This is a genomic window from Paenibacillus sp. ICGEB2008, assembly GCF_000307675.1.
In the GTDB taxonomy this organism is placed as follows: Bacteria; Bacillota; Bacilli; order Paenibacillales; family Paenibacillaceae; genus Paenibacillus; species Paenibacillus polymyxa.
In genome coordinates this window covers 165,474-191,321 of the sequence record NZ_AMQU01000026.1, presented here as the reverse complement: position 1 = coordinate 191,321, position 25,848 = coordinate 165,474, and the positions used below count along the sequence as shown (strand labels likewise).

Sequence of the window (25,848 nt, the reverse complement as noted above, 5' to 3'; positions counted from 1 at the left end):
TATAACCAGAGTTAACAATTGAGCTTCTATCAACTAGAAAGGGGTGAGTTCCATCGAAAAAATACGGACAAGTCTGCGTCGAGGTAAGCCGCTATTAAAGCTTAGAGGTCTAATAACGCTGCTCGTATGTCTGGTTATGGCACTTGTGCTCCTGCCAGTAACACTGTTATTTGCCGAGAGAGTTGAGCATGAAACGGAGAAGGGGCTCGAGGAAAAGGCAATGTCCATTGCGCGTACACTCGCCCATACACCGCTTATTATTGAGCAATTGCAACAGACAGGTTCTTCTCCTTCCATGCAGGAGTATGTGAAGAAGGTCTCAACGGCGAATCATATCCAATTTGTCGTGGTTATGGATATGAAGGGAATTCGTAAAACCCACCCGGATGCTAGGAAGATCGGCAAAGCCTTTGTCGGAGGGGACGAGTATACTGCACTTCATGGTCAGGAGAGCGTGTCCGTTGCAAAGGGGACATTGGGCATGTCCATGCGGGCCTTCTCCCCCGTGTTTAGTGTGACGGGAAAACAGGTAGGTGCGATTGTTGTCGGTATATCCATGCAGGATGTACAGCGGGCCCAGGAAGGCAACACCCGTCTTATTGCTATCGCCATTGGGATCGGAATGTTGATTGGCACAGGAGGAGCGGTTGTGCTGGCTCGTAAAATCAAAAATATGCTGGTCGGTCTGGAGCCGCCGGAAATCGCACGTTTGCTGGAGGAACGCAGCGCGATGTTACAGTCCATCAAGGAAGGCGTCATTGCGGTGGATGAATGCGGTCGTATCATGCTGATGAATGCAGAAGCGATCCGTCTACTGAGGCAAGCGGGGATTGAAGATTTCTCATTCTCTGGACAGGAAATTACTGTGTATTTATCTGCTTTCCGATTACAAGAGGTCTTGGAAGTAAGCACTCCACTGATGGATGAGGAAATGGAGCTGGGTGGGATCACCTTGCTGACCACCAGTGTTCCGATACGGGTCAAAGGAAAAATTGTCGGAGCCATTGTAACCTTTCGGGATAAGACGGAGATGAAACAGCTTGCTGAACGTTTGACAGGAGTTTCTCTGTACACGGAAGCACTACGCGCGCAGGCTCATGAATTTATGAACAAGTTGCATGTCATTATGGGGATGGTGCATTTGCGAATGTATGATAAACTGGAGCACTATATTATGGATGCTGTCGAGCATCATCAAGTAGAGATTGGCTCCATTACTCGGCAGCTTAAGGACCCAGTGATGGCGGGGTTTGTGTTAGGGAAATTAAGCCGGGCCAGAGAGGCAGGGGTAAATTTTGAACTGACTCCGGGTAGTTACTTGCCTGAATCCAGTCAAACTCAAACGACTCATGAACTGATTACTATTCTTGGCAATCTGTTTGATAATGCAGTGGAGGCGATGGAATCTCTGGAGCACAAGCGGATTACCCTTTCACTTTATTATGAAGAAAACCAGAAAAATGGCTGTCTGACCTGTATCATGTGCGACAATGGTCCAGGTATACCGGAGGGCCTTGGGAAGGCCATTTTTGAAAAAGGTTTTTCGACCAAGGGAGAGTCGCGAGGGATGGGACTTTACCTAGTGTCGCAAAGCGTGAAAAGGCTACAAGGTAGTGTAAAGTTGATCCCAGTCGAGCAGGGGTGCTGTTTTCAGATTAAGATTCCATACATTATAGCGGGGAATGATGAACATGATTAATGTCCTGATTGTAGAAGATGATCCGATGGTTGCGGAATTCAACCGCAAATATACGGAGCAGGTAGAGGGTTTCCTATGTGGTGGTTGGGCTTCTTCGGTGGAAGAGGCTAAGAAATATATAGCTGAACAAGCCATTGATCTGATATTGCTGGATGTGTATATGCAAGAAAGTAATGGCCTCGATTTACTGTCATTTATACGGGAGGCTGGGGTAAATGTGGATGTTATTGTCATCTCAGCTGCAAGTGACATGAGCAGCATCAAAAAAGCGATGAACTTTGGCGCGGTGGATTATTTAATCAAGCCTTTCCACTTTAACCGTTTTTTAGAGGCCCTTACCGGGTACCGAGAGCACATTAGTATTGTTCGTGAGCGTAGTCTACTGTCGCAGGAGGAGCTGGACCGACTGATTTATCATAAAAGCTTGACTAAAGACTTGGCACGGTTGCCTAAGGGGATAACGAAATCCACGCTGGCTATGATATGGAATTGTATCCAGCAGCATCATAAGGTTCTGTTTTCCACCGAGGATATTGCGGAGAGTGCAGGGATCTCCAGGGTGTCTATGCGCAAGTATCTGGCTTTTATGACAGAGATTGAAGTGCTTTCTATGGAAACTATATATGGTACCATTGGACGTCCTGTTTACCAATACCGGGTGTTGCCGCAGGCAGAAGGAATCATGAATAGTTATATTTAGCCCTATTTCTGATTACTTTAGTTACTAAAGTTAGTTCTTAGTTTTAAAACCAAATAAAGCGTTTTCCAAGGTGTAGAATGGGAACATGATCATCATTCTTCACTTTATGGAGGGAGATTTATGGAAAATGCTACGAACCAGCCTGTCATGCAAAAGGGGCAAAGATGGAGTAAAAATACTGTAGATGGGTTTAGGATGCTGGGCAGGATAAAGGTGGGAGTTATTCCTCTTCCACTATATGCCGTGATTGCGCTAATTGTTTATGCGGCTGCAATTACAGAAAGACTTCCGAACGATCTATTGGGCGGGTTTGCCGTCATCATGATTTTAGGTATACTGCTCAGTGATCTAGGGGCCAAACTTCCACTGCTCAAACATATAGGCGGGCCAGCCATTTTATCCCTTATGGTTCCATCGTTAATGGTATTTTGGAATATGTTCAGTCCATCTGCAATGGGGGCTGTGCACACGCTTATGAAAACCTCAAATTTTCTTTATTTTTACATCGCATGTCTAGTAACAGGAAGCATTCTTGGCATGGATCGCAAAATGCTGATGAATGGAATTGTCAAAATTTTTGCCCCCATTATCATAGGATCTATTGCTGCTGTTGCTGTCGGTATGGTGGTGGGTATGGCTTTTGGCTACAGTGCTTATCATACATTTTTTTTCATCATCATTCCGATTATTTCCGGTGGGATTGGAGAAGGTATTTTACCGTTGTCCATTTCGTATGGAATGGTACTGGGCAAGGATTCTGCGGAATTCGTATCCCAGTTTATCCCGGCTGCCATTATCGGTAACATTGTTGCAATTATAGGTGCAGGCGTCTTGAAGAGATTAGCGGAGAAAAAACCAAAAACTTCTGGTAACGGAAGGTTGTTAAAACTAGAAAAGGACGAAGACAAGTTAGCTCCGGTAAATTTGGGGCAATCCGTTTCTTTTCCATTAATGGGTGGTGGTCTGCTGTTGGCCTGTACTTTCTTTATTGTGGGTAAGCTGCTAGAGCCGTATCTCCATATTCCAGGGCCGATTCTCATGATTCTGGCGGCCGCATTAATAAAGTGCATTCAGATCATGCCGAACACATTGGAGCAGGGAGCTTTTCATTTGTACAAATGTATAACCGCTAGTTTGACGTGGCCCTTGATGGTGGGGTTAGGCATTTTGTATGTGCCATTAGATAGTGTAGTTGGGATTCTAACGGTTCCTTATGCGATCACCTGTGCATCTGTAGTGGTTGCATTGATTGTTACTGGATACTTCACAGGAAAATGGATTCATATGTATCCCGTAGAAGCTGCCTTGGTGACCAGTTGTCGCGGCGGATTGGGGGGCACGGGCGATGTAGCCATTCTGTCTGCATCCAATCGGATGGAACTGATGCCTTTTGCCCAAATTGCAACACGGATTGGTGGAGCAGGCACCGTCATTTTAGCCACCTTGTTACTACAATTATGGAGCTGATGAGTTTTAGACCAAGCTATAAAATTCATATCATATACAGTCATGAAAGGGTGGAGAAATATATGGGCAGTTTAAGAGATGAAATCAGAGAATTACACGAAGGTGGCAAAATGGAGACCTTACCCAAGAAGCGAATTGAAACGATGGAGGGGTTGTCCAAAGTTTATACGCCAGGTGTGGCTCAAATTTGCATGGAAATTGCCAATGATCCAGCCAAAGCGTTTCAATTAACGATCAAAAAAAATACAGTAGCAGTCGTTTCAGATGGAACAGCGGTACTTGGATTAGGAGATATCGGGCCGGAGGCAGCTATGCCTGTGATGGAGGGGAAGGCAGTACTGTTCAAACAATTTGCAGGTGTCGACGCATTCCCAATCTGTCTCAATACGAAGGACCCTGATGAGATTGTTCAAATTGTCAAAATGATCGCTCCTGCCTTTGGCGGCATTAACTTGGAAGATATATCTTCACCACGCTGTTTTGAGATCGAGAGACGGTTGAAGCAGGAACTCGACATTCCAGTATTTCATGATGATCAGCATGGTACGGCAGTCGTGGTATTAGCGGGTTTGGTCAATGCATTAAAGGTATGCGGCAAAAAAATGGAAGATGTCAAAGTAGTTTTTGCCGGTATCGGTGCGGCGGGTATGGCTTGCTCGCGCATGCTGCTCAAGGCAGGAGTACGCAATCTGATTGGGGTCGATCGGCAAGGAGCCATTCACCGCAATGTGGAATACAGTAACCCGCATTGGACAGAGTATGCGAACATGACTAACCCGCATAATCTAAGTGGAAGCTTATCTGAGGTAATTGTGGGAGCTGATGTGTTCATCGGTGTGTCGGGTCCAGATATACTGACTGTGGAAGACATACAGAGCATGGCAACTGATCCTATAGTGTTCGCCATGGCGAATCCGAAGCCAGAAATTGATCCGGCAATAGCTTCACCTTATGTTCGTGTGCTTGCTACCGGTCGCTCCGATTTTCCTAATCAGATTAATAACGTGTTGTGCTTTCCGGGAATTTTCCGGGGCGCTCTGGATTGCCATGCGAAGACGATTAACGAGGAGATGAAACTGGCTGCCGGGCTTGCCATCGCTGATGCAATTTGCCCTGAGGAGCTAAGTGAAACTTATATCATACCGGATGTTTTTAATCCAAAGGTGGTGCAAAAGGTACGGGATGCTGTTATTCACGCAGCCTGGGAGACAGGAGTAGCCATGTCAGGTGAAGCTCCGGCTGCTACTTTACGTCCGTAAAAGTTATGTTCTTCACAAACTTTAGTTCACCGTCTTGCCCTGCTGTTCATGACAATGCAATGTCTGTATCCGTTAAGCTTTCGTGGAGAATATAAAGTCTTGCCAATGAGCAGGATATAACAAAGCGTAACGATCTATGTTCTCAAACACGAGTTGCGCTCAATACTACACAGGGAGATTTTGGGATGGGCGAAAAAAATATTTTGGCGTATTTCAAAAGTCCTGAGGAAGCACAGGGAGCCGCGAGAAAACTGGAAGCTCTCCGGGTAACGGATATGTCGATAGATCGTTTTAGCCGGTATCCGCGGCAGTCTACAGGCAACGCCGGATTGCCTGTGTTTTCGGGACAGATTAGCAGCTTGTCCTCACTCACACAGGGCGTGGATTTTACAGATGCTTCTCCAGCGATATTGGCTGCGGCTGATCCTGCTGCCAGTGGCATGAGTGATGGAGGACAAGGTGGACCGACAGGCCGCGATATTTTGTTGACTGCGGTGGTGGACGAATCCATTCATCATCAGGCGATGTCGATTGTGGAACAAGCGGGTGGAATGCTGTGACAAGTTTGGAAGGAGCAGTGGCCGATGTCTAAAAACAAACGGTTCGATAAAGTGCTGACCAAAACCGAGAAAATCAAACGCATGCAATCTGCCAAAAACGAAGATGTTGAGTTCTCCGCAGAGCAGGCAGATGCTGAGGATCTGGAAGCGATCCGACGTAGTGAAGTAGCTGACCGCCGTCAGCAACGGATCATAAACGACAACGAGTAGAATACAATAAGGCGGGTATCCCACCTATTAAAGGTGATTTGTGGGATAGCCCGTCTTATTTATGTTTCTCCTTTGTTCTATTCATTAGTGGACTTATACCAGATGATAGGTGTAACAATAACTAGCATTATAATCTAATATTGTCTTTGTCATACTGGCTTTTTTGAACTCCTATGCGAGTATATAGTACAATGTAATGTATGCATGTGAAATGAGGAGGAAATGTAAACCATGTTGTGGAATGAAATTACAATACATACAAGTGAAGAAGCCGTCGAAATGATTTCGAATTTTCTGCACGAAGCAGGTGCGGGAGGGGTTTCCATTGAAGAATCCGGTTCGCTTAATAAGCCCCGGGACACGTCTTATGGACAATGGTACGATCGTCCTTTGAACGACATTCCTGAAGGACAAGCGATCATCAAGGGCTATTTTGCCGAAGAAGTAGACATGGACAGCGTGCGTGCACAAATTGAGCCGCGGGTTGAACAATTGAGAACTTTTGATATTGACCCTGGCGAGGTTCAGTATGAGCTGAAAACGGTCAACGAGGATGATTGGGCTAATGCCTGGAAGCAATATTTTAAGTCTTTACGTGTATCGGATCGTTTGACCATCAAACCGACTTGGGAAGAGTATGAGCCTGCGAGTGAAGATGAAAAAATTATTGAGCTTGATCCGGGTATGGCCTTCGGCACTGGAACACATCCGACGACGTCCCTTTGTCTGAGAACGCTGGAATCCGTGATTCAGGGTGGAGAAGAAGTGATTGATGTTGGTACGGGCTCCGGTATCTTAGCGATTGGAGCGGTCAAGCTGGGAGCAAAGCATGTACTTGCCTTGGATCTTGACCCGGTAGCGGTATCCAGTGCGCGTGAAAATACGCGTTTGAACGAACTGGAGGAGCGCATCACCATTAAAGAAAGCGATTTGCTCTCCGTGCTTAATGCAAGCGATCCAACGCTGGGTATTCAACTGCCAGTCAAGCTGGTGGTAGCTAATATTTTAGCTGAGATCATTTTGCTGTTCATTGATGATGTATATAATGCCCTGCAGCCAGGCGGTATTTATATTGCATCAGGAATTTGGAAGAACAAAGAAGAGGCTGTCGAAACCGCATTGAAAGCAGCTGGCTTTGAGATTACCGAAATCAACCGGGATGAAGATTGGCTGGCGTTTGTGGCGAGAAAGAGGTAAGCATGGATTTTTTACAAAGTATTTTTCGTGTAAATTTAAATGTCCTTCCATTTTACTTGTTGGCTGTGATCATATCGTTTACGGTGCATGAATTTGCGCATGCGTATTATGCCAATAAATTTGGTGATCCTACGGCCAAGCTACTGGGGCGCGTGACTTTAAATCCGGCAGTGCATATTGATCTGCTGGGTACGCTGTTACTGTTGATCGGAGGCTTTGGCTGGGCCAAGCCAGTCCCGGTCAATCGTGACAATTTTAGCCGCCCGCGCCTTATGGGCATTATTGTATCGGCTGCTGGTCCGCTGAGCAATCTGCTGCTTGCATTTGTGACTACACTGATCTATGCTGTGCTTCTTCATTTTCAGGTATTGCCGGGAATGGAGAACCAGCGGGTGGCTCAGGCAATCTATTTGTTTATCAATGCGCTAATCAATTTAAATTTGTTTTTGTTTATCTTTAATCTGATCCCACTGCCTCCACTCGATGGCTACCGGATTGTGGAGGACGTGGCTCCGACTCCTGTGCGCCGCAAGCTTCAGCACTTTGAGCAATGGTCGATCTTTATTTTTCTGCTTATACTGGTAATTCCGCAAGTACGAGCTGTAACGATTGAACCTCTTTACACGCTGTCTCAGATGATTTATATACAGTTTTTACAGTTCTCTTTTTACATTACCGGATTGTTTGGAGCCTAAGGGCTCCTTTTTTTTACGAGAATTGGTATAACATAAACGGAAAAGGGAACAGACTGGTCATACAGGCGCAAAAGATGATATGATGGTGCTTGGTGATTTCATCGGATTTTGTACGGAACGTTAGTGGATAATAGTTATTTTTAGAATAGGTGTGAGAGAATGCAGCGTTATTTTATTCCGGCAGAGCAATTTCTAGAAGATCACGCAATTGTTACGGGTGAGGACGCGCGACATATCGCCAAAGTCATGCGAGGCCGTAGTGGTGACAAAATTATAGTCAGTGACGGGGTATCCAGGGAAGCGCTAGCTGCATTGGATACGATTGAGCAGGACCATGTGAAGGCGACGATTATCGAACCGCTGGAGATGACCTCTGAACCGCATGTTCAGATCACCATCGCGCAGAGTCTTCCTAAAGGGGACAAGATGGAGACGGTGATGCAAAAATGTACGGAAATCGGAGCCACCGGGTTCGTACCGTTTTTATCCGAGCGTACGGTCGTACAGTATGATGCCAAAAAGGAAGGCAAGCGACTGGAGCGTTGGCGCAAGATTGTGAAGGAAGCGGCTGAGCAAAGCCATCGCAATCGGATTCCGGAAATTAGCGCACCCCTGACGTGGAAAGAACTTCTGGCTTCTTTTGCTGGGTATGATTTGATATGTTATTGTTATGAAAAAGAGCAGGGGCGGCAGCTACGGGATGTAATCCAGCCTTTCGCAGGACAATGGGTGTCCACAGACAAGCCGCGTGTGCTGGTGGTGGTGGGCCCGGAAGGCGGCTTTACTGAAGCGGAAAGCCTAGAGGCTGAGCAGGCCGGGGCACAGTCTACAGGACTGGGAAGACGTATTTTACGTGCGGAAACCGCAGGTATGGTTGCATTGGCATGCATTTTATATGAGACAGGAGAAATGGGAGGGGTTTAATATGCCATCAGTGGCATTTTACACATTAGGTTGTAAAGTAAACTTTTATGATACAGAAGCGATCTGGCAGCTGTTCAAAAAAGAAGGTTATGAGCAGGTGGATTTTGACGAGCAGACTGCTGATGTCTATTTAATTAATACATGTACGGTTACGAATACCGGTGATAAGAAGAGCCGTCAGATCATTCGTCGTGCGATTCGCCGAAATCCAGATGCCATTGTGGCAGTGACGGGCTGTTACGCTCAAACTTCTCCGGCCGAAATTATGGATATTCCAGGTGTTGATCTTGTTATTGGTACGCAGGATCGAGATAAGATTATTCCGTTTGTGAAGGAGATCCAAGAGTCGCGTCAACCTGTAAACGCTGTGCGTAATATAATGAAGACCCGTGTGTTTGAGGAAATGGATGTGCCTGATTTTGCTCATCATACCCGTGCGTTTCTAAAAATTCAGGATGGCTGCAATAACTTCTGTACCTTCTGCATTATCCCGTGGTCGCGGGGCTTATCCCGCAGCCGTGATGCCGCGAGCATTATTACACAGGCGCGTCAACTGGTGCACGCAGGCTACAAGGAAATCGTACTCACGGGTATCCATACTGGTGGTTATGGCGACGATATGGATAATTATGACCTGTCCGATCTGCTGTGGGATCTGGAGAAAGTGGAAGGGCTGGAACGTATCCGTATCAGCTCGATTGAAGCCAGTCAGATTGATGAAAAAATGCTGGATGTACTGAAACGCTCCAATAAGCTGGTTCGCCATTTCCACATACCGCTTCAAGCAGGGGACGATACCGTGCTGAAACGGATGCGCCGCAAGTACACGACAGAAGAGTTTTATAACAAAATGCTCATGATTCGTAAAGCGATGCCAGATGTAGCAATTACAACAGACGTAATTGTCGGCTTCCCTGGAGAAACGGACGAAATGTTCCGTAATGGCTATGAGCTGATGAAAAAAATCGGCTTCTCGGAAATGCACGTGTTTCCGTATTCCAAGCGTACTGGCACGCCTGCGGCACGTATGGAGGATCAGGTGGACGAGGACGTGAAAAATGCGCGTGTGCGTGACCTGATTGCATTGTCAGAGCAAATGCAGCTGGCATATGCTGAAAAGTTTGTTGGTCAGGTGCTGGAGGTTATTCCTGAAGTAGCCCCTAAAGGGACGGAAGATAGCGGTATACTTTATGGTTATAGTGACAATTACATTCAACTGGTGTTTGAAGGTAATAAGGATCTAGTTGGCAAGGTGTGCCGCGTGAAGCTGACGAAGGCGGGCGTTAATGAAAGTGAAGGCCAATTGGTCCGCGTATTGGAGAACGGGCTGCAAACAGCTTTGTAAAATAAAAAGAGCCTGAACAGGCAATAGCGATGGCCAACAAGGATTTCGCCTTTCCCTACAGAGAGGACGGAATCCTTGTTGCGCAAGGAAAGGAGATTACAGGATGGCAGCAAAAAAGGAAATTTCCGCAGGTGGCGTAGTGTTCCGCAAACAGGAGGAGCAACTTGAAATTCAGCTGATTACTGACCGATATGGCAAGATATCTTTGGCTAAAGGCAAAATGGAACCAGGTGAAACAATCGAACAAACAGCTCTACGTGAAATTCGTGAGGAAACAGGGCTGAACGGGCGGATTATTCAGCATGTGGATATGATTGCTTATACGTACCAGCACCCTGAATATGGGGAAGTGGACAAGGAAGTTCATTATTATCTCGTAGAGGCACTGGATGGGAATTTGCAGGCACAGATAGAAGAAATCAAAGGCGTCGCGTGGCATACGCCCGAAGAAGCATGGCGTCTCCAGCGTCAGGGTGGATATGACAACAATGATGTCATTCTGAGCAAGGCGCTGTCTATGCTAGGAGTTAACGTTTAATCCTATGGGAAGACACTTGCTCCTCTATACGAGTCCATGCAGGTAAATAGCAGAGGGGCAAGGCAAGCAGAGAACTGATGACGTTAAACAGGGTTTGGGCATGCGCTACCTTGGCTCCGGGCTCAGTAGATATCCAAGAAGCGGCCATATCCAGCCCGGGGATTAACGGCATAAAGAGCAATGCCCCGCCTACGTTCAGCAGCACGTGGGACCAGGCCACAAATTTGCCGGACACGCTGCCGCCAACAGCGGCAATCAGGGCAGTCACGCAGGTGCCCACATTGGAGCCGATGACCATGGCGATCCCTACATCAACTGGCAGGGCACCCGCAGCAGCCAGGCTAATCGCCATACCAATGACAGCTGCGCTGCTGTGAACCAGTGCGGTTAGGCAGGCTCCAGCAGCGAAGGCCCACCACATGTTGGCTGCAGCATGATCAAGAAACCAGCGGAATAGTCCGGCTTGCTCAATCCAGGGGCCAACGGCTTGCATCACGCGGATACCTGCGAGAATCAGCGAAAATCCGGCAAAGACGAGGCTGATAAATTGTACAGCCTGTGGGCGGCTAAGCCCATTGGAGGTGGCTGAAGCTCCGGCAGCTGCATACTGACGGCCAGCGACCGTTTCCCCCCACAGAACAGCAGTGCCCCAGCATAGCAGTGATCCACATAGCAGTGGAGCAGCCAGCTTGCCGAGCTGGAGGCCCATCAGCTCGGTCGTCAGGCAGGTGCCGATATTGGTGCCAAGAATGATGCCGAGCGTGCGGCCGTAGGTCAACAGCCCGGCATTGACCAGTCCGATCGTCAGCACCGTTACGGCGGTGCTGCTTTGCAGTAGGGCGGTAATGCCTGAGCTAAACAACATACCCCGCCAAGGGGAAACCGTAGCCCGGTTTAGCCAGCGAGTAAGGAAGGGGCCGGCCAAATGCCGGAGGGCAGCTTCCATCAGCTTCATTCCACCTAAAAAAATAAGCAGCCCACCGCACAGCGGCAATATTACATGTATAAACACGGCTTTAGCCCCCCCTTTTCTAGGTGAAAATGAGAATACTTATGTAACAGCCTATGATCTACCTAGGACAGCCATGACAAGCATGGCCGAGCAGTTTTTTATGGAACGAACATTTTGTAGTATCTTCACAAGCTTTTAAAGCGTGACGTCGACATACAGGCGGGCAGTAGCGAAGCGGTTCATTTGAAGCTGGAGAAGCGCCAGCGATCGTAAGACCAAATGAATCGGCGGAGCCGCGCCCCTATCGAACAAAATGTTTTAACACTTTGAGTAATCCAAGAATAGGAGTGAAGGATTTTGCCTTCAGTAATATTAGAGCGTAGCCGTAAAAAAAGGCTGGAGCAAGCACACCCTTGGGTGTTTAAAAATGAAATAGCCAAGATTGAGGGTGATCCAGAAGCCGGTGATTTGGTCAGCATCCTGAACCATCAGGGGCGTTATTTGGCGACAGGTTACTATAATCCTGCTTCACAAATTACAGTGCGTGTGATGTCCTATGAGCCGCTAGAAGTGATGGACCAAAGCTTCTTTGCCCAACGTTTCCGCAATTGCTTGGAGCACCGCGAACGCTTTGTGACCGGAGGAAACGCTTATCGTTTGGTGTACGGCGAGGCTGATTTTTTGCCTGGGCTGATTGTAGACCGTTTTGGTGATGTATTGGTCGTTCAGCTGTTAACGCTTGGCATGGATCGGCGCAGGGAAGAAATCAGAGATGCACTTGTTGAAGTAATGGGACCAGTTGGTATATATGAGCGTAGTGATGTATCCATCCGTGAGCTGGAAGGGTTGGAACAGACGAAGGGTCCTTTGTACGGCGATTGCCCGCGCCATGTGGTGGTGACGGAAAATGGCTTACAAATCAAGGTCGATATCGAAGAGGGACAAAAGACCGGGTATTTCTTTGACCAGCGTGAAAATCGTGCGGCCATCGCGCCGTTGATGACAGGTTGGGGAGCGCGTAGCGGAATTACGTTGCAAGAAGTAGCTGCAAACCCAGGGGATGACGGCACAACGGTCATAAAGCCTGTGAATAAAAGTGGTAAGGTTGTTGAATTCCCATTCTGGGACGGTGCAACTGTATTGGAATGTTTTTCACATACTGGTAGCTTTACACTCAATGCGTGTAAACATGGTGCGAAAAAAGTAACTTGTCTTGATATTTCTGAACATGCGATTGAAAGTGCTCGGGATAATGTGAAGCTGAACGGTTTTGAGGATCGCGTCGAGTTTGTCGTCGACGATGCTTTTCAATATTTACGTAATCAGGTTAAAGGTGTAGAGGAACGCACCGCGCGAGCGGGCGGCAAAGGAGATACATCTAAGCCGCTGACTGCGGGTGGCGGACGTACCTTTGACGTAGTTATTCTGGATCCGCCGGCTTTTGCCAAAACGAAGAGTGCTGTCAAAGGAGCTACACGTGGATATAAAGATATCAACCTTCACGGAATGAAGCTCGTCAATGAGGGCGGTTATTTGGTAACGGCGAGTTGTTCGTTCCATATGCGGCCGGAGCTGTTTTTGGACACGATTAAGGAAGCGGCTGCAGATGCTGGCAAAATCCTCCGACTGGTAGATTGGAGAGCGGCAGGGAAGGACCATCCCCAAATTTTGGGTGTGGAGGAAGGTCATTATTTGAAATTTGCCATTTTTGAGGTGCGCAGCCGGACACAGCTGTAGATTCCATACCCTTGTCAAAGTTAATCTACTATTAGGCGATAAAGATAAATAGGTGAAAACAAACTCATTTTTAGTATACATCAGTCCTGTAGAGAAGGCTTGCACCAAGCCATCCTGCGGGACTGTTTGTTTTTGAGAAGAGCCCAATTGCTACAACATGGCAAACGTACGTTCTTTTCTCCTTTGCCTGATATGCTATACTGTTTAATAGAATGTTGTTGGTTGGAAAGGAGGCGGCATCATGTCGGTCCGCTTATTGATTGGCCGCTCTGGTAGTGGTAAAAGCACGTTAATCCGTAATGAAATGACCTCTATGTTACGCGAGGAGCCGCTAGGTAAGCCTATGCTGTTACTTGTGCCTGAGCAATCGTCATTTGCTTCAGAGCATGCGTTGCTCACCGAAGTCGGAAACGGTATTCAGGGGTCGGTGCGCGCCCAAGTGATGGGATTCCATCGTCTTGCCTATTTAGTCATGCAGGAAACAGGGGGTTCAGCACTGATGCCTGTAACAGAAGAAGGCAAGAAGATGCTTTTATATAAAATTATTCGTCGTCGCAAGGATGAACTGAGTTTATTTAAAGATTCGGGAGACCAACTCGGTTTTGTGGATCGGTTGAATACGTTGTTCACAGAGCTAAAGCAGTACGGAAATGATGCTCGGTCTGTACCGGAGCAACTGGATAGAATGCATGCTGCGGGGGAGTCCACTCCGATTTTAAGAGGCAAGCTCAAGGATATCAGTCTAATCTATGAGGATTTTGAACGGGAGCTGACGCTTAAATATATCGATGGTGAAGATACACTTCGCATGCTGACAGAACAGATTGCACAGTCTTCCCTCGTGCGCGGAGCAGACATTTGGATGGATGGCTACCGGAGGTTTACACCACATGAATACAAGGTGGTGGAGCAGCTTATGCTGCACGCCTCTTCGCTGACAGTGGCGCTGACCTGTAACCGAAGCTACGAAAGTGGACAGCTTCCGCATGAGCTGGATTTGTTTCATCCTTCAGCGGCTACCTACGTCAAGCTTAAAGGAATGGCAGAGGAGCTGATGATTGAAACGCAGACACAGTTATTACGCCCCGATCCAATGCCTAGGTTTAAAGAACGTCCAGCGTTGGCGTATTTGGAGGCTAATTTCGAACATCGCACAGGGCTGCGGAATCAGGAACAACGGTTGCGGCTACAGCAACTGCGAGAACAATGGACAGATACACAACCGGAGGGCATAAAACTGTATGCTGCGGCAAATCGCCGCGCCGAGCTGGAAGGAGCCGTACGCGAAATGCGCCGCCTGGCCCGCGATGAAGGTGCGCGTTATCGGGAAATGGCCCTGTTTGTGCGTCATATTGAAGATTATGAGCCATGGGTGGAACCGATATTCAAGCAGTATCAGGTTCCAGTATTTTTGGACCAGCGGAGAAGTATACTTCATCATCCCTTGGTGGAATTGATTCGGGCTTCACTGGATATCGTGCAGCGACGCTGGCGATACGAGGATGTATTTCGTGCGGTCAAAACAGACCTTCTATTGCCGCTGGACGGTCGAGTGAGCCGCGAGCAGATGGACCGTCTGGAAAACTATGTGCTGGCCTGCGGAATACAAGGTAGCCGTTGGACAGATGGTCGGGCGTGGCAGGCTGTGCCCAGTTTATCGCTCGAGCTGGAGGAACAGGAACGTAACCGTCAACGGGATGAAACGCTGGATTTGATGGAGTTGTGCCGAGATGTGATTGTGACGCCTTTGCATGCGTTTGAGAAGCGTATAGGGAAGGCTCGAACGGCGCTTGAGAAGAGCGAAGCCGTGTATCTGTTGCTGGAGGACGCAGAAATCGGTCACAAGCTGGATGCTTTCATTCATCAGGCAGAAGAAGCAGGAAAGCCTGAGCAGGCGAAGGAGCACCGTCAGGTATGGGATGCGGTGCTTGAACTGCTGGATCAAATCGTCGAAATGATGGGTGATGAGAGACTGGATACTGCTTTGTTTGCGGGTGTGCTGGAAACGGGATTGGCTGAGTTCCGTATGGGGCTTGTTCCACCGGCTCTGGATCAGGTACTGGTCGGAAACACGGACCGTACGCGTGTATCCGGTATTCAACATGCCTTTGTGATAGGTATGAACGAAGGTGTAATGCCGGCTGTGTTCCATGAGGATGGGGTGCTCAATGAGCAGGAACGTACGGCATTAAATGAACAAGGTGTAGAGCTGGCGCCAGATATGACAAGACGTCTGTTGGACGAACGGTTTCTCGCTTATACGGCCCTGACCTCTGCTGGTAAAAGCCTATGGATGAGCTATGCGGTGACTGATGAAGAAGGCAAGCCATTGCTGCCGTCAGAGTTAGTGCGACATGTGCGGCAACTGCTTCCTGGTCTGGATGAACGTCCACTGGCTGGATACCCTCTGCCTGAAGACGCTTGGACGACGCAATGGGAGTATGCTTCCCATCCGTCTGAGGCATTGCCGCAGCTCATTGCGCAATTACGGCATTGGCGGCGTGGCGGTGATATTTTATCTCCCTGGTGGGAGGTATATAACTGGTATGCCAGCCAGCAGGGAGGTGAGAAGGACAAGTTGCGTCAGCTGTTGACCTCACTTTTTTACGAGAATCATGCAGAAATGCAGAAGGAAACGAGCCGCCGTCTGTATGGCAGCAAGCTGCGTACCAGTGTATCTCGGATGGAACGTTTTGTCGCATGTCCATTTTCTCACTTTGCCTCTCATGGTCTTCGTTTGAAGGAACGTCAAATGTATCGTCTGAAGGCTCCGGATATCGGACAATTATTCCATGCAGCGCTTGGTGAGATGGCGATCAATCTGCGTGAACGTAATGTCAGTTGGGGAAGCCTCACTACCGAGGAATGTCGCCAAGAGGCGGAAAGTACGGTGGAGCGTCTTGCTCCTCGCCTGCAAGGCGAGATTTTAATGAGCTCCAAGCGGTATGGCTATATTTTGCGCAAGTTAAAAGACATTGTGAGCCGTGCTTCATTAATTTTGGGTGAACATGCACGGAGAGGTAGCTTTGAGCCGATTGGGCTGGAGTTGGACTTCGGACCGGGTCAGCCGCTTCCTCCCTTAAGCTTCCGGTTAGATAACGGCGTGGTGATGGAAATTGTCGGACGGATTGACCGTGTGGATGTGGCAGAAGGAGAAAAAGGATTGCTTTTGCGTGTCATTGATTACAAGTCTAGCCAAAAGGATCTTAAGCTGCATGAGGTGTATTATGGCTTATCCCTGCAAATGCTCACATATCTGGACGTGCTGCTGAATGCGGCGGAGGAATGGTTGGGCGAGACTGCTTATCCAGCGGGTACACTGTATTTTCACGTCCACAATCCGATGCTGCAATCGCCTAACGGTCTTAGCGCAGAACAGGCGCGTCAGGAGCTCTTGAAACGTTTTAAGATGAAGGGATTATTGCTCGCGGATCGGGATGTAGTTGGGCAAATGGATACAGCATTGGACAAAGGATATTCTTCTATTTTACCTGTTGCAGTGAAAGCAGACGGCAGTTTTTATAGCAGTGCTTCCGTTGCTTCGCCTGAACAATGGGATAGCCTGTTAGCGTCGGTGCGCAACAATATTCGGACGATTGGCACACGGATGACGGAAGGCGATGTTGCCATTGAACCTTATCGCATCCAGCAAGAAACGGCATGTACCTTCTGTTCTTTTAAGCCTGTTTGTCAATTTGACGACAGTTTGGAAGGCAGTGGTTACAACCAATGGGGGAAACCGGGTAAGGATCAGGTCTGGGATCTGCTGGGTCATACACAGGAAGGGAAAGGAGGAATGAAGCAATGATAAGCACGTCAAATGCTAAAGGCTTGCCGAAGCCGGAAGGAAGCATGTGGAGCGATGATCAGTGGCGTGCCATTTCGGAATCCGGTAACAACATGCTGGTTGCGGCAGCGGCAGGGTCTGGTAAAACAGCGGTGCTCGTAGAGCGTATTATTCGCAAAATTGTTGATCCTCAGCTCGGCTTCAGTGTAGATCGGTTACTGGTGGCGACCTTTACGAAGGCTGCAGCCGCAGAAATGCGTCAACGGATACGCGAAGCGCTGGAACGTGTGCTGGAACAGGAACCGGAAAGTGAACATGTACGTCGCCAGCTATCGTTGTTGAATCGAGCCTCGATTACGACGCTTCACTCTTTTTGTATGGAGGTCATCCGCAGGCATTATCAGGCCATTCCTCTTGATCCCGGCTTTCGGATTATGAATGAGCATGAAACAGAATTGCTGCGCCAAGAGCTTTTAGAAGAACTGTTTGAGGAGAAATATGAGCTTCATGATGAAGGCAGCACATTCCGCAGACTGGTCGACTGGTTTAGTGGAGAACGCACCGATGATGCCATGTATGTGCTTGTTCAGCGTTTGTATGATTTTTCTCAAAGTCATCCTTGGCCGGAGCATTGGCTGCGCGAGACGGCAGCAGCATTTCGTGTACAGGATGTAGCAGCTTTGGGGGAGACTCCTTGGGTTCGTAGTATTTTGACGGATGCTGCCCTTTCGTTGCGCGGAGCAGCGAGTTTGCTGGAACAGGCGCATGAAACAGCTATGCAGCCTGGCGGTCCTGCACCCTATGCCATGACACTGCAAGAGGATACGGCGATGGTGAAGGAATTACTGCAAGAGCTCGAGACACAGCCGTGGGCATCCTTGTATGATCAATTTCAAGCAGCATCCTTTGGCAAGCTCAAGCCAGTTAAAAAAGATCAAACCGAGCCTGCATTGCAGGAACGGGTTAAGACGCTGCGCGAGGCTGCCAAAAAAATGATTACGGATATGAAGGCTTCCCTGTTCGGTCGGAGAGCAGAAGCTTATTTGGAGGAACTGCATGCGACCGCTCCTCTGATGGACGAACTGGTGGAGACTGTGATTGCTTTCGGGGAACGATTTCAACAGCACAAGCAGTCAAAAGGACTGGTGGATTTCGGGGATTTGGAGCATTATTGTTTGAAAATATTAAGACACCCCGAATCTACTCCGTACAAGCTGTTACCTTCCGATGCTGCACTTGAATACAAGGCGCAGTTCGACGAGGTACTGCTGGATGAGTATCAAGATACGAATACCGTACAGGAAGATATCGTTAGACTGGTATCGCGCGAGGAACCGGGTAACCGTTTTATGGTGGGAGACGTGAAACAGAGTATTTATCGGTTTCGGCTGGCAGAGCCAGGGCTGTTTTTGAATAAGTATCAACGATACGGCATGCAGGAACAGGAAGATGGCTTTTTGATTGATCTGGCGCGTAATTTCCGCAGTCGGGAGGAAGTTGTCGATGCGGTTAATTTGGTGTTCCGCCAGATTATGAGTGTGGGTGTGGCGGAAATTGAGTACGATGAACGAGCCTGGCTCGTACACGGCGCGTCCTACCCAGAGAAGACAGAGAAGGACGCTGCTTCTGCATACGCGCCTGAACTGATGTTAGTTGATAAAGGCGGGCGTGGTCTTTCTGAGGTTTCGGAGTTGTCTGAAACGGGGGACGAATCGGCTTTACAGGAAAGTGAGCTGGCCGAGCTTGCGGAGCTTGAAACGGCTCAGTTGGAGGCTCGTGCAATCGCTCAACGGATCAAGGAGCTGACTGGAGATACTGGACAGCCACTGTTGATTTATGACAAGGGATTAAAAGCGATGCGTCCAGCAGTCTACGGTGATATTGTCATATTGCTTCGTTCAGCAAGCGTATGGGCTCCCTTAATTGTGGAAGAATTGCGGCTTGAGGGCATCCCAGCCTCTGGAGAGCAGACGACAGGCTTTTTTAAAGCAACGGAAGTTGAGGTAATGTTGTCCCTGCTGCACATTATTGATAATCCGCAGCAGGACATCCCGCTTGCATCCGTGCTTCGTTCGCCAATTGTCGGCTTGACCGAAGATGAACTGGCACAAATTCGTCTAGAGAAGCCGGATGGAATGTTTTATGATGCATTGCTGGCGGCGGCAGAGACTGAACAAGTTGAGGAGAGTTTAAAAGAGACCTCTGCTGATGTTATGGAGATGGATCTTTTCACTGAGGACCCGCTATCTCCACCTGACCCAGTCCATAGGAATGACGGGAATACGTTGTCTACCCGACTACGTTCATTTTTGCGTAATTTGGACGCATGGCGGCAGGAAGCCAGACAAGGAAGCTTAAGTGTATTGATTTGGAATGTGCTGGAGGAAACAGGATATCTGGATTGGGTGGGTGGACTCCCTGGCGGCTCACAGCGTCAAAGCAACCTACGGGCTTTATATGACCGAGCGAGACAGTATGAGACTTCTACGTCCAACCGAGGCTTGTTTCGATTCCTGACCTTTATTTCCCGTCTGCGGGAGCGAGGCGGTGATTTAGGATCCATCAGCGGGGGGACTGAACCCGATCAGGCTGTCCGCATTATGACTATTCATAAAAGTAAAGGACTTGAATTTCCTGTCGTGTTTATTGCCGGGACGGCAAAAATGTTCAATCAGCAGGATCTGAATGCGCCGTTTCTTATGCACAAGGAGTTGGGATTTGGTCCTAAATATGTGGAGGAACAAAACCGCGTTAGCTACCCTACGCTGCCTAATTTAGCGATCCGTCGACGCTCACAGCTGGAGCTTTTGGCTGAAGAAATGCGTGTGCTATACGTAGCGCTTACGCGTCCGCGTGAAAAGCTGATTATGACCGGAACCGTGAAGGATCTCGCTTCCCGCGCAGCAGGTTGGGCACGTGCCAAGGAACATGCGGAAACAGTACTACCAGACTATATGCTGGCGGCAGGTCGCAGCTATCTGGACTGGGTAGGTCCTGCATTGATTCGTCATCCTTCTGCAACTTCGCTGAGGGAAGCGGCAGGGGATCAGGAGGGGTATTATCACAGACTGGAACACATGCCGGGGGCAGACTGGTTATTTAAAATCGTAGCCTCAGAAACACTTTCTGGCTCTCGTGTGAACTCGGATCGTGGAGAAGAGGTATCGGCCGAAGAACGCCAAAAGAAAACAGAAGCACTGAGAAATGTTGAGCTAATCGAATTAGACGAAGAAAGTGAAACGGATATTGCTGCGGCTCTTTCCTGGACCTACCCGTATGAACGGGCGGGCAAGACAGCAGCCAATACATCGGTCACAGAGATGAAAAGATGGCTGGAGATGCAGGAGATAGGATCTGATGATTGGCTGAATCTATCTTCTATCTCCCAACAAGCAGACTTACCAGAGGATCGCGAAGATTCTGACACTAGGGGCAGTCAATTACACTTGCGCAGACCTAAGTTTATGGGAAATCAGCGACTGACTCCTACAGAACGAGGGACGGTCTATCATACGTTGATGCTGCATGTGCCCCTAGATGGAGTCTTGAGCGCTGAGGTTATTGAGGAAACCAAAGCTCGTTTGCTGAATCAACGTATCTTACTGGATGTTCATGCAAAGGCGCTGGATACGAATAAAATATTACGGTTTTTCTCTAGTGAGCTAGGGGAGAGAATGCTGGGTTCATCCCGTATTCAGCGTGAGCTTCCGTTTACTTATACCATGCGGGCAACCGATTACTGGAACCACAGTTTGCCTGCGGTGTTGCCAGAACAGAAGACAGTTACGGAAAGCGGGCGGGACGATAAAGTGCTGATGAACGGGATCATTGACTGTTTGTTTGAAACTCCCGAAGGGCTTGTGCTGCTGGATTATAAAACAGACCGGATAACCAAATATCGTACGCTGTCACATTTAACAGACCAATATCGTTTTCAATTGGAGCTGTATGCCCGTGTGATTGAAGAGATTACAGGCAAAAAGGTTGCTGAGAAATGGTTGTATTTTATAGAAGCTGGAGAGAGTGTGCAGCTGTAGTGATATAGATAGGGAGAGGGGGAATAGCATGCGGATTTTGCATACAGGGGATTGGCATTTGGGTCGCACATTGGAAGGTCGAAGCCGTCTGAAGGAGCAGGAGGCGTTTTTGGAAGAATTGGTGAAAATGGCTGACGACCAGCAGGCTGATTTGATTATGATGGCTGGGGATGTGTACGACTCAGTCAATCCTTCGGCCGCCGCAGAGCAATTGTTTTATGAAGCATCTGCTCGTCTTACGGCTGGAGGAAGACCGCTAGTCGTCATTGCCGGCAATCATGATCAGCCGGAAAGAGTATCCTCGGTCACCCCGCTGGTGAGCGGGCGTGGAATTACATTGCTGGGACTGCCTCATGGGGAAGCAGTGCGCGTTCGTACACCGCGAACGGGCGAAATGGCATGTATTGCGGCCTTGCCATATCCGTCTGAGTCTCGTCTGAATGAGCTATTGTCTGAAGACGGGGATGAAACCATATTACGCGAGGCATATAGCCGTCGTGTAGGGATGCTGATGTCACAGCTGGGTACAGCGTTTCGGCCCGATACTGTTAATTTGTCGATGAGCCATATATATGTGCTTGGCGGGCTGGAGTCGGATTCGGAACGTCCGATTCAGGTCGGGGGAGCCTATACCGTAGATCCGTCTGCTTTGAGCATTGGAGCGCAGTATACGGCTCTGGGGCATTTGCATCGTCCCCAATATGTGAAGGGCGATGGGCTGATGCGTTATAGTGGTTCTCCGCTGGCTTATAGCTTTTCCGAAGCTGGACAAGCCAAATCAGTTACGTTAATTGACGTGATTGCCGGCAAGCCAGCACAGGTTGAGGAACTGTATATTACCAGTGGACGCCCATTAGTGAGGTGGCGAGCACGGGGAGGTCTGGAGGAAGTATATCGCTGGCTGGATGAAGGACTGGATGCTGATGCCTTTATTGACCTGGAAATTACGCTGGATGAAGCGATGTCAATGGGAGATATTCAACGGTTGCGCAAAAGCCGTGAAGGCATCATTCATATTCGGCCCGTGTACCCAGAAATGGCGGCGGCACAGTTGGAACAGCAACGTTCAGAACTGCCGGTTCATGAGTTGTTCCGGGCGTTTTACCAAAGACAGACGGGCGGAGCACAGCCGGATGACGGATTAGTACAGTTGTTTTTGGAACTGGTAGAACAGGATGATGCAAGAGACCACGCTGAGGAGGATGAAGTATGAAACCGATCCTTCTGAAACTGGCGGGGTTGCAAAGCTACCGGGAGTCGCAGGAAATTCGCTTTGACGATTTGACCGAAACGGGACTGTTCGGAATTTTTGGTCCAACGGGTAGTGGTAAATCAACATTGCTGGATGCCATTACGTTGGCCATGTACGGTAAGGTGGAGCGGGCGGTGAATGGTACACAAGGCATCATGAATCATGCCGAGGATACGCTGTCTGTAGCATTTACATTTGAATTAATGTCAGCTCAAGGACCTCGCCGTTACCGTGTAGAACGACGTTTCAAACGTGCAGGAGGCGTATCGGTTAATAATACGCTTAGCCGTTTTATTGCATATACAGAAGACGGCGAGGAAGTACTTGCTGACAAAGTACAGGATGTGACGCGCTGTGTGGAGGAGTACATCGGCCTGAAAATGGACGATTTTACGCGCGCTGTCGTATTACCGCAGGGGAAGTTTGCGGAATTTTTATCCTTAAAGGGCAGTGAACGTAGACAGATGCTTCAGCGTTTGTTCCATCTGGAGAAGTACGGAGATCAACTTGCTCAGAAGCTGAGCCGTCGTGTGAAGGATAACGACATCGCCTTGAAGTCGTTGGAAGCGGAGCAGCAAGGGCTGGGGGATGCGAGTGCTGAAGCGCTTGAGCTTGTAAAGCTGCGCCTCCAAGAAGCGATGGACCATGCAGAGGCCTCGCGCCGCGAGCTAGAGCGTGTTTCACGGGAAGCGGAGGTGCTGAACAAAACACGGGAACTGGTCATGGAGCTTAGCCAAAGAGTGAATGAGTTGGAGGATATGGCAAGACAGGAACCAGGCATTGCTTTGCTGGAGCGCAAGCTGCGACAAGCATCTGCAGCGGAGGCGTTGCTGCCTGCACTGACAGATTGGAAGGAAGCCGTTGCCGAAGCAGAAAAACGGCAAAAGAATGCTGAACAGATGGCAGTCCAGGCTGCCTCCGCAGCGGAGACAGCGCTTGTATCTGTGCAAGCAGATGAGCAGGCGCGACAAGCACTTAGTGCCGAAGAACCAAAGCTATTGCTTCGGATCGACCAACTGGAGCAGGCGCTTCAACTGGAACGTGATACGGAGGTGCTGCGGACCGAAAGAGAACGTTTGGCAGCCGAATTGGTGCATAGCGAACAAACCCTTGCGGAGCATGCTGCAGGTCTCGCAAAGGAACAAGAGTTACAGACACGAGGTTTAAAGCGGCAGCAGGAGCTTCAGCAGGAGTTGAAGCAAAATGAAGTGCGGGCAGATGAGCGGCGTATGCTGCAAGAGGCTGTGCAGCGGCTACAACAGCTGGAGACAGCGCATGAGCAATGGCGTGAAGCTGAACAGGAGTATTTAGCTCAGGAGAAACGGCTTACACTAGCAGACGAACGTCTAAAGCTAATGGAGCAGGAGACACAGGAGACGGAGGCACGGCGTTCTGTCCTTGCTGCACAGGTGGCTGAAGGCATTGAGGCGTTGCTGGCGCTGGATGCGGAAATTACAGCCGATGTGTCGGCACTGGTTACCGAGGAGGAGCAGCTGCGTCACGAGCTCCGTGCCGAGGAGCTAGCGCGTCTCGCGCAACATCTCGCTGCCGAGCTGCGCGAAGGAGAGCCATGCGCAGTGTGTGGCTCTCTGCATCACCCCGCGCCTGCCGCTGTTGCGGCCCATGGCGCGGATTCCGCTGCGCCGGATGAGCTGCACCGCCTGCGGCTCGGCTTACAGGAGCTGCGTCTCACACTGCGCCAGCAGTTGCACGAGCAGCGCAGCCTGCTGACGCAGCCCGCCGCCGCAGACAGCGGCGCTGCCGCCACGGGCGAGCCTTTTACGCCTGCGGCTGCTGTGCCTCGTGGTGTCGCCGTATGGGCGGAGCGCTGTGCAGCGCTGGAGCGTACAGCGGCTGAGCTGGCAGCGCGTGCGCATACGCTGCCTGCCGAGGCACAGGCACTGCGTGAGGCGGACACCGCCGGACAGCAGCGGCGTATCCGTGCGGCCGCCGAGCAGGAAGCGGCGGTTGCAGCCCTGGCGCAGGCGCGGAGCAAGCGTGAGGCATGTACCACGCGCAGCGAGGGGCTGCGCGCCGAATGGGCAGCGCAGCTGCCGGATGTCGGCCCCGACCAAGCTGCGGAGCGTTATCGCGCCATGCAGGAGCGCGACCGGCGTGCGGAGGAGCTGCGATCTCGACTGGAGACGAGCGTGACTTTCCTCGAAGAAAAGGCAGCGCGTGTACAGCAGATACAGCAAAGCATCATCGAGGAGGACAAAATCATTATTGCCCGTCGTACAGGGCTGCAAAGTAAAGATGATTTGCTGCGTGAAAAGCAAGAACAGCTCCGAAAGTGGGTTGGAGAAGGCCAAGCAGCCTCATTGCTGGAAGAAGCGACCTCACGCTTGTTGGGACTGAAAAACGGAGCCGAAGCCGCTGCCCGCCGCCGTACCGAAGCGGAAGAACGCAAGCAGCAGGCTGTTCATGCTTCACTGATAGCGCGGCAGGCCTCCGACTCGGCAGAAGAAAGACGGCAGACGGCAGCATCCCGTTGGGGCATCCGTCTGGAAGCTTCCTCTTTTGCTACGGAAGCAGAGGTCTTGGAATGCTGCTTGGGACCGGAAGAAGCCACACGCTATGAGCGTGAAGTGAATTTGCACCGAGAACGGGAGAAGGAGCTGTCTTCCCGCTTAAAACATGTCGAAGAGCAGTTGAATGGAGCAACAGTAACAGAGGAACAGTGGGAAACGACCACTGCGAGGCTGCGTGATTGCCGTGCACGCGACGAAGAGGCGCTTCAGAATCGCGCCAAGGCTGAACGTGATTTAGAGGACTTGCAGCGTCGGCACGTCCGCTGGATGGAGCTGGAGTCCAATCGTTTACATCTGCGTAGCGAGGCGGAAAAAATGTCCAAGCTCCAGTCTGTTTTTCGAGGCAATGCCTTCGTTGAATATATTGCCGAAGAGCAGCTCATGCAGGTCAGCCAATCCGCTTCACGCCGCCTGCGTTTTCTGACTAAGCAGCGTTATGCGCTAGAAGTAGATTCCAGCGGTGGTTTTGTCATTAGTGATGATGCCAACGGTGGGGTCAAACGTCCGGTATCGACCTTGTCCGGCGGCGAAACGTTCCTGACCTCTTTGTCGCTTGCGCTTGCGCTGTCGGCTCAAATTCAATTGCGGGGCCAATACCCTCTACAATTTTTCTTTCTGGATGAAGGATTTGGAACGTTGGACCCCGAACTGCTTGACACAGTGATTACCTCGCTAGAAAAGCTGCATCACGATCAATTATCTGTTGGTGTGATTAGCCATGTGCCTGAATTGCGGGCCCGGCTCCCACGCAAGCTGGTTGTTCTTCCCGCAGAGCAGGCTGGTGGAGGCTCTCGTGTAGTTATGGAAACATTTTGAAACAATGTGATACGGATCACAGATACAGTTTCAAACTGTTGTTATAATACAGCTAAGCCGACAAGTTAATCATACAGCACCCCGGCGGACGTATGCTGCGGAAGAAGTCTTCCCGTCATACGTCCGTTCAGAGGGGCTCTGC

At 49.6% G+C, this 25,848-nt stretch carries 17 protein-coding genes; 16 read left to right on the top strand and 1 reads right to left on the bottom strand.

All coding sequences use genetic code 11. The annotated features are described in order from the left end of the window. Positions 1-43 precede the first annotated feature (43 nt). The 11 genes from dcuS (at position 44) to C400_RS0121605 (ending at position 10,594) form a co-directional block, all read left to right on the top strand. A complete protein-coding gene (gene dcuS, locus C400_RS0121655) occupies positions 44-1,699 on the top strand; it encodes a DcuS/MalK family sensor histidine kinase (RefSeq protein ID WP_081338579.1) in 1,656 nt (551 codons plus the stop codon). Then, on the top strand, positions 1,692-2,399 hold the full coding sequence (gene dcuR / locus C400_RS0121650) for a two-component system response regulator DcuR (RefSeq protein ID WP_017428173.1): 708 nt from the start codon (positions 1,692-1,694) through the stop codon (positions 2,397-2,399). Before dcuS ends, dcuR begins: the two co-directional genes overlap by 8 nt. Positions 2,400-2,519: 120 nt before the next feature. Then, positions 2,520-3,866, top strand: a complete 1,347-nt coding sequence (locus tag C400_RS0121645; RefSeq protein WP_017428172.1) for a 2-hydroxycarboxylate transporter family protein — start codon at positions 2,520-2,522, stop codon at positions 3,864-3,866. Positions 3,867-3,928: 62 nt separating this feature from the next. Then, positions 3,929-5,125 carry an NAD(P)-dependent malic enzyme gene (locus C400_RS0121640; RefSeq protein WP_016821611.1) on the top strand — a complete coding sequence of 399 codons (1,197 nt, stop codon included), beginning with the start codon at positions 3,929-3,931 and terminating at the stop codon, positions 5,123-5,125. A gap of 185 nt (positions 5,126-5,310) precedes the next feature. Next, the gene (locus C400_RS0121635) at positions 5,311-5,685 is read left to right on the top strand and encodes a hypothetical protein (protein WP_016821610.1); all 375 of its coding nucleotides are present in this window, start codon (positions 5,311-5,313) and stop codon (positions 5,683-5,685) included. Positions 5,686-5,709: 24 nt separating this feature from the next. Beyond that, entirely contained in the window at positions 5,710-5,895 is a 186-nt protein-coding gene (locus C400_RS0121630) for a YfhD family protein (RefSeq protein ID WP_016821609.1), read from the top strand. 231 nt (positions 5,896-6,126) lie between these two features. Continuing rightward, the gene (prmA, locus tag C400_RS0121625; RefSeq protein ID WP_017428170.1) at positions 6,127-7,092 is read left to right on the top strand and encodes a 50S ribosomal protein L11 methyltransferase; all 966 of its coding nucleotides are present in this window, start codon (positions 6,127-6,129) and stop codon (positions 7,090-7,092) included. 2 nt (positions 7,093-7,094) lie between these two features. Continuing rightward, entirely contained in the window at positions 7,095-7,787 is a 693-nt protein-coding gene (locus C400_RS0121620) for a site-2 protease family protein (RefSeq protein WP_016821607.1), read from the top strand. A gap of 159 nt (positions 7,788-7,946) precedes the next feature. Further along, positions 7,947-8,711 carry a 16S rRNA (uracil(1498)-N(3))-methyltransferase gene (locus C400_RS0121615; RefSeq protein ID WP_017428169.1) on the top strand — a complete coding sequence of 255 codons (765 nt, stop codon included), beginning with the start codon at positions 7,947-7,949 and terminating at the stop codon, positions 8,709-8,711. 1 nt (position 8,712) lies between these two features. Continuing rightward, positions 8,713-10,056, top strand: coding sequence for a tRNA (N(6)-L-threonylcarbamoyladenosine(37)-C(2))-methylthiotransferase MtaB (gene mtaB / locus C400_RS0121610; protein WP_016821605.1), 1,344 nt, complete (start codon positions 8,713-8,715; stop codon positions 10,054-10,056). Positions 10,057-10,159: 103 nt separating this feature from the next. Continuing rightward, positions 10,160-10,594, top strand: coding sequence for an NUDIX hydrolase (locus tag C400_RS0121605; protein WP_017428168.1), 435 nt, complete (start codon positions 10,160-10,162; stop codon positions 10,592-10,594). Here the strand turns inward: C400_RS0121605 and C400_RS0121600 are convergent. Continuing rightward, positions 10,584-11,606 carry a Na/Pi cotransporter family protein gene (locus C400_RS0121600; protein ID WP_017428167.1) on the bottom strand — a complete coding sequence of 341 codons (1,023 nt, stop codon included), beginning with the start codon at positions 11,604-11,606 and terminating at the stop codon, positions 10,584-10,586. The genes C400_RS0121605 and C400_RS0121600 overlap by 11 nt on opposite strands. Positions 11,607-11,903: 297 nt before the next feature. On the opposite strand from C400_RS0121600, the gene C400_RS0121595 reads away from it, so the two are divergent. From C400_RS0121595 to C400_RS0121575, 5 genes are all read left to right on the top strand, one after another. Beyond that, the gene (locus C400_RS0121595) at positions 11,904-13,283 is read left to right on the top strand and encodes a class I SAM-dependent rRNA methyltransferase (protein WP_016821602.1); all 1,380 of its coding nucleotides are present in this window, start codon (positions 11,904-11,906) and stop codon (positions 13,281-13,283) included. 241 nt (positions 13,284-13,524) lie between these two features. Then, positions 13,525-17,091, top strand: a complete 3,567-nt coding sequence (gene addB / locus C400_RS0121590; RefSeq protein ID WP_017428166.1) for a helicase-exonuclease AddAB subunit AddB — start codon at positions 13,525-13,527, stop codon at positions 17,089-17,091. Then, entirely contained in the window at positions 17,088-21,107 is a 4,020-nt protein-coding gene (gene addA / locus C400_RS0121585; RefSeq protein WP_017428165.1) for a helicase-exonuclease AddAB subunit AddA, read from the top strand. Before addB ends, addA begins: the two co-directional genes overlap by 4 nt. Before the next feature lie 28 nt (positions 21,108-21,135). Then, the gene (locus C400_RS0121580; RefSeq protein ID WP_017428164.1) at positions 21,136-22,320 is read left to right on the top strand and encodes an exonuclease SbcCD subunit D; all 1,185 of its coding nucleotides are present in this window, start codon (positions 21,136-21,138) and stop codon (positions 22,318-22,320) included. Next, complete coding sequence (locus C400_RS0121575; protein WP_017428163.1) at positions 22,317-25,706, top strand: AAA family ATPase; 3,390 nt, start codon at positions 22,317-22,319, stop codon at positions 25,704-25,706. Before C400_RS0121580 ends, C400_RS0121575 begins: the two co-directional genes overlap by 4 nt. Positions 25,707-25,848: the final 142 nt, after the last annotated feature.